The organism is Secundilactobacillus silagincola (genome assembly GCF_002583405.1).
GTDB lineage: Bacteria > Bacillota > Bacilli > Lactobacillales > Lactobacillaceae > Secundilactobacillus > Secundilactobacillus silagincola.
This window is the reverse complement of the sequence record NZ_BCMJ01000004.1, coordinates 277,652-287,094: the sequence shown is the minus strand read 5'-3', so window position 1 is coordinate 287,094 and position 9,443 is coordinate 277,652. Positions and strand designations below refer to the sequence as shown.

General features: G+C 41.2%; 8 protein-coding genes, 1 rRNA gene and 1 riboswitch. Of the genes, 6 read left to right on the top strand and 3 right to left on the bottom strand.

Annotated features, from left to right (window positions below; translation table 11 throughout):
- The first annotated feature begins 51 nt into the window (after nt 1-51).
- Nucleotides 52-168, top strand: a 5S ribosomal RNA gene (gene rrf, locus CES82_RS06970).
- A gap of 245 nt (nt 169-413) precedes the next feature.
- The gene (locus CES82_RS06965) at nt 414-1,715 is read left to right on the top strand and encodes a cation:dicarboxylate symporter family transporter (RefSeq protein ID WP_098824814.1); all 1,302 of its coding nucleotides are present in this window, start codon (nt 414-416) and stop codon (nt 1,713-1,715) included.
- Nucleotides 1,716-2,428: 713 nt separating this feature from the next.
- Nucleotides 2,429-2,594: riboswitch (M-box (ykoK) riboswitch) on the bottom strand.
- A gap of 83 nt (nt 2,595-2,677) precedes the next feature.
- Here the strand turns inward: CES82_RS06965 and CES82_RS06960 are convergent.
- Nucleotides 2,678-3,703 carry a threonine aldolase family protein gene (locus tag CES82_RS06960; RefSeq protein WP_098824812.1) on the bottom strand — a complete coding sequence of 342 codons (1,026 nt, stop codon included), beginning with the start codon at nt 3,701-3,703 and terminating at the stop codon, nt 2,678-2,680.
- A 169-nt stretch (nt 3,704-3,872) separates the two neighbouring features.
- Here CES82_RS06960 and CES82_RS06955 point away from each other — a divergent pair, with 169 nt between their 5' ends.
- The 3 genes from CES82_RS06955 to CES82_RS06945 all read left to right on the top strand — a co-directional run bounded on the left by CES82_RS06955 (nt 3,873) and on the right by CES82_RS06945 (nt 5,792).
- Nucleotides 3,873-4,223, top strand: coding sequence for a hypothetical protein (locus CES82_RS06955; protein WP_098824810.1), 351 nt, complete (start codon nt 3,873-3,875; stop codon nt 4,221-4,223).
- A gap of 301 nt (nt 4,224-4,524) precedes the next feature.
- Entirely contained in the window at nt 4,525-5,166 is a 642-nt protein-coding gene (locus tag CES82_RS06950) for an SDR family oxidoreductase (protein ID WP_098824808.1), read from the top strand.
- Between the two features lie 98 nt (nt 5,167-5,264).
- Nucleotides 5,265-5,792, top strand: coding sequence for a VanZ family protein (locus tag CES82_RS06945; protein ID WP_098824806.1), 528 nt, complete (start codon nt 5,265-5,267; stop codon nt 5,790-5,792).
- A 308-nt stretch (nt 5,793-6,100) separates the two neighbouring features.
- Here the strand turns inward: CES82_RS06945 and gnd are convergent, their stop codons facing one another.
- Complete coding sequence (gene gnd / locus CES82_RS06940; RefSeq protein ID WP_098824805.1) at nt 6,101-7,537, bottom strand: NADP-dependent phosphogluconate dehydrogenase; 1,437 nt, start codon at nt 7,535-7,537, stop codon at nt 6,101-6,103.
- A gap of 252 nt (nt 7,538-7,789) precedes the next feature.
- A complete protein-coding gene (locus CES82_RS06935) occupies nt 7,790-8,827 on the bottom strand; it encodes an SDR family oxidoreductase (protein ID WP_098824803.1) in 1,038 nt (345 codons plus the stop codon).
- A gap of 100 nt (nt 8,828-8,927) precedes the next feature.
- On the opposite strand from CES82_RS06935, the gene CES82_RS06930 reads away from it, so the two are divergent.
- A complete protein-coding gene (locus CES82_RS06930; protein WP_098824801.1) occupies nt 8,928-9,380 on the top strand; it encodes a MerR family transcriptional regulator in 453 nt (150 codons plus the stop codon).
- Nucleotides 9,381-9,443: the final 63 nt, after the last annotated feature.

The following is a 9,443-nucleotide window of genomic DNA, read 5'->3' as shown; positions in this document are numbered from 1 at the left end:
CGGTAAAAGAAAATGATATTGTCTAGTTTTGAGAGCACCAGTTCTCAATAGTGTGGTGGCGATAGCCTGAAGGATACACCTGTTCCCATGCCGAACACAGAAGTTAAGCTTCAGCACGCCGAGAGTAGTTGGGGGATCGCCCCCTGCAAGGGTAGGACGTTGCCACGCAAACTAAGACAGTCATCGAGAAATCGATGGCTGTCTTTTTTCGTTATCATTCGTTATCAGACAGATAATGGATAATACAAATTGAATACAAATTAATTTAGGTCAAAGTTTATTCATAAACGTTGCCAAATCAACGTTTATGAAGTGATAGCTTGTGAACTCAAAAAATGAGACACTCAGGTATTCTGAGAATATGATAGAATAGTAAGGAAGTGCAATAATTAATTAGATTGAGGGGCTCGAAAATGAAACGTTATCGAGGTTATCGCTTAACCTTGGGCTGGCAGATTATGATTGGGTTAGTACTAGGGATTATTCTGGGTGTTGTTTTCTACCAGAATAAAACAGCGATTACAGCAATGCAGAACATTGGTAACATGTTTATTAATTTAATTCAAATGATTGTCCTACCAATTGTCGTTTCTTGCTTAACTGTGGGTATTGCCAACATGGGGGATATCAAGAAACTTGGACGTATTGGTGGTAAAACACTGATTTATTTCGAATTAATGACTACGGTTGCCATTATTCTAGGGTTAGTGGTGGCAAATGTTTTTCACCCTGGTGATTTCATTAACATTCATCAACTACATTCTCAAGATATTAGCCAGTATGTTTCCACAGCTAAAACAGCTAAAGCACATAGTGGTATCTGGGCAACACTAGTAGGAATTATCCCAACCAATTTCTTTAATGCACTTAGTACCGGTGACATGATGCCGGTGATCTTCTTTAGTGTTTTCTTTGGATTAGGGACTGCAGCAATTGGCGAGCAGGGTAAAATCATTATTGATTTTCTTAAAGCCGTTTCTGAAGTCATGTTTAAAGTTACAAATTGGGTAATGCACGCCGCACCAATTGGGGTCTGTGCACTGATTGGGGTTACGGTTGCCCAAATGGGATTGTCGGCGTTAGCGCCACTAGGATATTTCATTTTCCTGGCTTACGCGACAATGGCGGTTTTCATTCTTGTTGTGATGGGCATAGTCGGTCGGCTGTTCGGCTTGAATATCTTTACTTTACTTAAGGTTATTCGCGACGAAGTTGTTTTGGCCTTTTCAACTGCAAGTTCAGAAGCTGCTTTACCACGAATCATTGATAAAATGGATAAATTTGGTGTTAGCCAAGGAATCGTGTCGTTTGTGATTCCTACTGGCTATACGTTTAATCTCGATGGTTCGGCGATTTATCAATCGTTAGCTGCACTGTTCCTTGCTCAGGCTTATCATATTCACCTTAGCATTGGTCAGCAGATTACCCTATTAGTTGTCTTGATGATCACCTCAAAGGGGATGGCGGGCGTGCCAGGGGCCTCATTCGTGGTTCTATTGGCAACCATTTCTACAATTGGTGTCCCAATGTCTGGCTTAACCTTTATCGCCGGAATTGATCGTTTAGTAGATATGGGCCGGACTGCTGTTAACGTGGTTGGTAATTCCTTGGCCTCAGTTGTGATTGCTAAATCAGAAAGTGAGTTTAATGAGAAGCAATCAACGGAATATGCGGCTACATTTGATAAACCGAAAACGTCTCCAGCTGAAAGATAGATTAATTAAATAATAGTTATTAAAAAGCGCTCTGATAAAAAATCAGGGCGCTTTTTCGGTGCCATCTCAATTGGCTGATAACCGCAAGTGAGGTTGATTCCCATCAAGCTATACTTGTGATTGTCGTTAACAATATCGACAGCGTTATAGTAAATTTTATGGTGATGATTGACGTTTCAAAATGACATTCTTACGCTTTATCGCGCAAGTTAGCCGTTCTAAAATCTCCCCACGCAGTTCCCTACATGGTGAAGCACATTTTTTAGTTGACCGACATTTCACTGTCAACTGGTCAACTCGGGCACCGAGACTCAGACTGCTAACCCTTGCTTTCCCAATTCAATCGAATTATAAATTGACTGCACTAACGGATACGTTCAGGATCTTCGCTAATAATCAGCTGCAACACCGATTACGAAGAAAAATACAGACTTCAATCAATTTATTAATCATTCTAAAAGCGCCAAATATAGGGCCGGGAAAGTAAGATAGCATAGCTTGAGAATCAGAAACGGTTACCGATTACTCTTAAGGTGAGCTATGGCAGCTCGCTTTCCCTGGCACGCGTGATAAGACTGCGATCCAGGATCATATGTTTCTGTTGTCATAGATACTCACCTCCCGTGATGGTTGCCGTGCGTTAGGGATCAAAAAACGCTCAGCCAACAATCGGCTGAGCGCATTAATTTGCACACTCAAATAACCTATAAAGGTTGTTTCGCCAATCGTTGAGCTTTAGCACTATACGGCGTAGTTATTGGATAACAGCCACATTAGACCGAGCCTTTTTTTAACTCGGACAGCTGACTCATTGGCGTTTTTCGACGTTTCTGAGCAGTAGCGTTTTCCGTATAGGAGCCTCACCTAACGGCTTATTCAATTCCATACTTAAGTATACCCGAATTTTTAAAAAATAACAAATGATTTGCTGGCTAAATAGCCATTGATTCGGTTTTCAGATGCTATAATACAGCGATTAATGCGTCCACTTCGTCTTCAGTAGTTGACCAACTGGTAACTAATCGAATTGCCGTATGCGTGCTGTCAACGTTTTCCCAGAACGAAAAATCAACTTGTTTTTTTAATTCTGGTAATTGCTTGTTATCAACCACAATAAACTGTTGATTAGTTGGTGAATCGATCAAGAACTGATAGCCCTTATCTTTTAAAGCTTGTCTTAATTTCATTGCTAAATCGATGGCGTGCTGGCTGATCTGGAAATAAAGGTCATCTGTAAACAAGGCGTCAAATTGAACGCCAATGAGGCGCCCTTTGGCTAGCATAGCTCCTTGTCGTTTGATTTTGGTTGTAAACCGTTTAGGGACGTTATGTTGAGTAAAGACCACGGCTTCACCTGCTAGCGCACCAACTTTAGTGCCGCCAATATAAAAAACGTCACAGTATTGAGCAATATCAGCTAAACTTAAGTCGTTTTCTGGACTCATCAACGCGTAGCCTAAGCGAGCACCATCCATAAATAAGGTTAGATGATTAGTTCGGCAAACTTTAGAAAGTGCGGCCAATTCCTGTTTGCTGTAAAGCGTGCCAACCTCAGTTGCAAATGAGATGTACACCATACCTGGCGCAACCATCTGGCCGTGGTTTTCATCGGCTTGCCAAGCTTCCAAATAAGCCTGAAGATTTTTTGCGGTGACTTTGCCGTTTTCTCCAGGCAGTGTCAGCACTTTATGGCCAGTATATTCGATTGAGCCAGCCTCGTGAAAATTAATGTGACCAGAGTCAGCAGCCACCACACCTTCATCACCATCTAATAAGTTTGAGATGACGACTTGATTCGTTTGAGTACCGCCAGAAATAAAAAAGACCTCGGCGTCTGGCATCTGGCAGGCAGTTTTAATTTTTTGAGCGGCTCGTTTGGTATAGTCGTCTTGTCCATAACCGGGTTGGGCATCCATATTGGTATCAACCAACGCTTGTAAAACTTTAGGATGCGCACCGCGAGAATAATCGTTTGCAAAAGGTAACATAATTTTCCTCTTTTCTGTTATGTAATTAGTGTTATGTATAGTTTACGCTATTTTTGACAATTAGGGGACTAGACGTTCAGCATCAACCTTACCAAAAGACCTTAAAAGAACTATACTTATATTGTGGAATAAAACGAAAAAGTTTTGATTAATTTAAGGAGTGATCTTTGTGTTACAACCAGGCGTTGTTTTGTTTGATCAATTGAGCGATGAAGCTAAATCTCGTGCCACTCACGACTTTATTGATTTTTATCTTAGAAAATATTCTACCAAGAGTCTTGAAATCTTGACAGATTATCCAATTCAATACGAGATTGAACAAGTTAACCATGATATTCAACAAAATTCTAATTTCCATCCGGACCAACTCCGTGATTATTTGTATCAAAATGATGGCGAATTATTTGATAGAATTATTTCATCACTTGACCAGTCATTTATGGAAAATGGTGTTATGACTGACCAATCATATGATGAATGGTATCAGAAAAAGTATGATGAAATTTCAAAGGGCCTTTAATCATATCCCTTTAAATACAAGCAAAAACCGATGAATCCTATCAAATAGGGTCATCGGTTTTTTGCTTGAATGCAGGTTGATAAGTAGGTTAGTCCCCGTCTAGGGATCAACTAGAGATGTCGGTTTTGCCTAATAAACCGGCTTGATGAGCAAAAAGTAGTCTCAAAACTACTGTTAAAGCGTAACAATGTTATTTTAAACGGAGCTTAAAAATAGAATCAAGACGATATCATAGCACTGAGCACATATGATAGGTATAATTAAGAGCTATAAACGAGTTCAGTAATTGGAGGATATTTCTATGAAAGTATTTGTTATTGGAGCTAATGGTAATGTTGGCCGATTGATCAGCCAACAGCTAAGTGAAAAGGGAGAGGAAGTTGTTGCAGGTATTCGGAAACCTGAACAAGCTGCTTTTTTTGAAGATCACCAAATTAAAACGGCTCATGTTGATTTACTGGGTCGACCAGAAGAACTTGGTGTCACATTAGACGGGTTTAACGCCGTTATTTTTACAGCCGGGTCTGGCGGTAAAACAGGTGATGATATGACATTGCTCGTTGATCTTGATGGCGCTGTTAAAAGTATGCAGGCGGCCCAAATTGCAGGAGTTAAGCGCTACGTCATGGTCAGCGCGCTATGGGCAGAAGATCGTAATCGCTGGAGTGATACCATTCGACCGTACTATGCTGCAAAATTTTATGCGGATGAATGGTTACGATACAGAACCGATTTAGATTATACGATTGTGGAACCCGGGGCACTCACTTTTGATGAGGGTACTGGTAAAATCAACACTAATGGCTTAGAAGGCGGTTCAGTAGCTCGTGAGGACGTTGCTAGTACCGTCGTCGCTTCACTAGACCAACCTGGGACCATTAATAAGACGATTCCACTGATTACCGGTGAAACGCCGATTGAAGAAGCTTTAAAAAACGTTTAAGCAACGGGTATGTGCCTATCTTTCAGAATGGTCAGGGTTTATAGTGATGAACAGAGAATCAGAGTGACTATTAATCATTTTTGAAAGAGGGTGTTTCAATGACAAATTATTCTCAATGGCTACCGTATCTTGCCTACGTGTTTCTAGTCATGATAGGAATAGGTACGTTAGCTGGTCAAAAGCGAACGGTAGGCCAAATGGTGACCATCGTCACCTTTGGCGTTTACCTAGCTATTGTGGGTTATTTGACGTTAACACCAACTTCATACGCATTTGGTAATGTACCGACTATGCGGCCGTTTTGGGTCGGTAATGCGCCAACTAACCCAATTCCATTTCGTGGAATCGAGATAGATTTCTATCTGAATATTTTGATGTTGGTTCCCATGGGTGTTTATTTAAAACTGTTGTGTAAGGCTGATTTTCGGCAAATTGCCATCATAGGTGTTTTAATTGGTCTAAGTATCGAGAGCACTCAGTTCATTTTAGACAGTTTCCTGCAAATGTCACGGTGGGTTGATATTAACGATATCATCACTAACGCAGGTGGTGTTGTGATTGGGTATTCACTAGTTTTACTGTTGCAGCATTCACCGTTAAAGAAACTGGTGAGATATTTTGATTAGGGGCAAGGAAACACGTTCTTTTAAGGACGTGACGAATTGCCTATAATCGTGGTAACGATTATAATGAACTTGGTAGCGAAAGCCAAGCTATCAAAGATAGAAACACAACTGGCGCGGAACATGCCTTAGTAAATAGTCGTAACCTCTGTATATCAATCAATGATTGATGTATAAGTAAGCGGTGTTCCTAGAAGCTCGTTACTTTAGTGACGAGTAGTTCACCAATTAGTACATTGAGATTAACTAAATAAGACAACAAAAAAGCGAATGGCCGAAAATCGACCATTCGCTTTTTGTCTAACTAAGTTTTATTGTTCTTCATACCATGGATAGTGGAACATACCATCGCGGTCGACACGCTCGTAAGTGTGGGCACCGAAGTAGTCCCGTTGTGCTTGCAAGAGGTTAGCAGGCAATACAGCTGAACGATATGAATCGTAGTAAGTAATTGCGGCACTGAATGATGGTACTGGAACACCCATCTTCACAGCTAAAGCAACGACTTCACGCGTTGATTCTTGATACTTCGCAGCAATATCTTTGAAGTAGTCATCCAACAGTAAGTTAGTCAAATCAGGTTTCTTGTCGTAAGCATCAGTGATGTTTTGCAGGAACTGTGCACGGATAATGCAGCCGGCACGCCAGATTTGAGCTAATTGACCATATTGTAAGTTCCAGCCGTAAGCTTCTGAAGCAAAGCGAAGTTGTTCGAATCCTTGGGCGTAACTCATGATTTTACTGAAGTAGAGGGCCTGACGAATCTTTTCGACCATTTCCTTCTTGTCACCAATTTGTTCGTTAGCCTTTGGTGCGGCTAAGGTCTTAGAAGCAGTCACACGTTCGTCTTTCATCATTGAGATGTAACGGGCATAAACGGCTTCAGTGATCACTGATTGTGGTACTTGGACGTTCAAAGCATCTTCTGAACTCCACTTACCAGTACCCTTGTTGTTACCACGGTCTAAGATCATGTCAACGATTGGCTTAGTCTTGTCATCGCCAAGATCATCCTTACGGCTCAAAATATCAGCTGTAATTTCGATCAAGTAGCTGTCAAGTTCACCCTTGTTCCATTCTTTAAAGATGTCAGCCATGTCATCAACAGAAATGCCTAAAACGTTACGCATAATGTTGTAGCTTTCGTCAATGAGTTCCTCATCGCCGTATTCGATACCGTTGTGCACCATCTTGACGTAGTGACCAGCACCGTTAGGGCCAATGTAAGTGACACAAGGCTTGCCATCTTGGGTAGCTTTTGCTGAAATCTTTTCTAGAATTGGGGCAACCAAATCGTAGGCTTCTTTTTGACCACCAGGCATTAATGATGGTCCTTGGAGAGCACCAAGCTCACCACCGGAAACACCCATACCGATAAAGTTGATCCCTGATTTATCGAGTTTTGCGTTACGTGCCATCGTATCGTGGAAGTTAGTGTTACCACCATCAATTAAAACGTCACCCTTGTCGAGTAATGGAATTAATTCATCGATAACAGCGTCAGTTGGCTTACCAGCTTTAACCATCAAAAGAATACGACGTGGCTTTTCTAGTGAATCAACGAATTCTTCAATCGTGTGACTAGGAACCAAGTTCTTGTCGCTGTGATCTTTCATCACCTGATCAGTCTTTGAAGCTGTACGGTTATAAATACCAACAGTGAAGCCGCGGCTTTCGATGTTAAGGGCTAAGTTTTTACCCATAACGGCCATTCCGACAACACCAATGTTTGCTAATTTATCTGCCATTACAAACCTTCCTTTTAATGAAATATTAATTGTAGCACAGTCCTAGTTTAACATTTCACAATTGGAATGTGAAGAAACAGCTTCGATTTGAGAAATAAAAAAGTAAGTGATAAACATAATGGTTTGTTGAAGTGAAGTGCTTTCATATAATTAATAGCAGTATAAAACTAATAAAATTTCACAAGCCACTATCTACTTTAAACAGCGTTAAGCTACTACTCTTTCACGCGTAATTAAAGGGTGATTTAATTGTTAGATTTCTCCAGCTGCAATTAAGGCATCAACAGCTTTGACAACGGCCGTTTCACTTGAACTGATCGGTTGCCAGCCAAGGACTTGTTTTGCTTTTTGATTGCTAACGTGAGTCGTAAGGGCCATCATTAGGCGACCTTCTTTAGCGGCATCGTTAAAATGGGCGCCAAGCTTGATCACAAAATCCGGCAACGTCTTGGTTGGTAATTTGGCTGCCAACTCTGGGTGGTGTTTACGGATGATCTTAACCATGTCCATCATTGATAGGGCGTCGCTATCCTCAATCGCCAAGAAGCGTTGCCCGTTTGCTGCCGGTGTCGTCATAGCACGAACGTGGATATCTGCAACGTCGCGGACATCGACCACATTAATATGAATGTTTGGCACTCGTTTCACTGATCCATCAAGTAAATTTTTGACGATTCCAAAACTACCAGAAACGTGATTATCCAAGGATGGACCAAGCATCGCGCCGGCGTTAACAGTGGTAAATTCTAAGGCGCTATTAGTCGTTTTTAGATAATTCCAAGCTGCTTTTTCTGCGACTAATTTTGAGCGTTCGTAAAGTGAGAGACCTGGTTCATCAGGGTCGGTCCAATCCGCTTCTGTGGTAATATGCTGAGGATCCTTATTGCTGAAACCGACAGCGCCAAAGTTACCGGTCATGACCACCCGCTTAACACTGGCCTTTTCAGCTGATTTGATGATCCGCAGTGTCCCATCGGTAGCAACTTGTGCCATGGCATCAGTTCCTTGTTTGCCGTTAACGAAAACGGGTGCGGCGACGCTCATCACATATGTCACGTCCTTCATAGCTGCAGGCCAATCAGCATCCTTGGTTAAATCAGCTTGAACGAATGTCAGTTGATCTAAATGAGGTGTTTGGGTGTTCTCTAAAGTTGTTTTGACTTGATCTTTGCGGTTGAGGTTACGCAGAGTAGCACGAACCGGAAAGCCAGCAGTTAATAGTTGTCGAATAATGTGCATTGCCAAAAAGCCGTTGCCGCCAGTAACTAATACGAGGTTATTATGTTTCATTGTATTCATCCTTTGCTTGTGTTCTTTAGTGACTTAAGTTAGTATGGCTATACTAAACTCTAGACATTACTCTAGGGCAAGGGTAAAAAGGAGTTTTTTAATGACTTATACAATTAAAGAAGTATCAGAGAAAACAGAAATTTCAATTTATACCTTGCGATTCTATGATAAACAGGGATTATTACCCTTTGTGGCAAGAAATTCGTCAGGCTACCGGGCATTTACTGACGGTGATTTAAGTCTGATTCATACGATCAGCTGTTTAAAAAATACCGGTATGACGATTAAGGATATTCGTCGGTATATTGATTATGTGATGCAGGGTCCGGCTACGATCCAGCAACGAATAACATTATTATCGGAACACAGAAAAAAGGTGGAAGCTCGGCAACGGAAAATTGCGCAAAATTTGCAAGAAATCGATTACAAACTAAATGTCTATCAATCACCGAACGCAGTGGCTACGGTTACCAAGGAGCAGCAGTTTGTTCAGCAAGAAAAGACTATTAACCAGTTACCTAATCCGTATGCGAAAACCATTCTCTCAAAGTAGCTGTTTTTTAAAATTCGGTACAAAAAAACTCGTAATTCCAATCACGGAACTGCGAGTTTTTGA

Excerpts from the sequence above, each read along its gene's own strand:
- CES82_RS06965 (WP_098824814.1), top strand. The coding sequence starts at position 414 with ATGAAACGTTATCGAGGTTATCGCTTAACCTTGGGCTGGCAGATTATG.
- CES82_RS06960 (WP_098824812.1), bottom strand. The coding sequence starts at position 3,703 with ATGTTACCTTTTGCAAACGATTATTCTCGCGGTGCGCATCCTAAAGTT.
- CES82_RS06950 (WP_098824808.1), top strand. The coding sequence starts at position 4,525 with ATGAAAGTATTTGTTATTGGAGCTAATGGTAATGTTGGCCGATTGATC.
- CES82_RS06945 (WP_098824806.1), top strand. The coding sequence starts at position 5,265 with ATGACAAATTATTCTCAATGGCTACCGTATCTTGCCTACGTGTTTCTA.
- gnd (WP_098824805.1), bottom strand. The coding sequence starts at position 7,537 with ATGGCAGATAAATTAGCAAACATTGGTGTTGTCGGAATGGCCGTTATG.
- CES82_RS06935 (WP_098824803.1), bottom strand. The coding sequence starts at position 8,827 with ATGAAACATAATAACCTCGTATTAGTTACTGGCGGCAACGGCTTTTTG.
- CES82_RS06930 (WP_098824801.1), top strand. The coding sequence starts at position 8,928 with ATGACTTATACAATTAAAGAAGTATCAGAGAAAACAGAAATTTCAATT.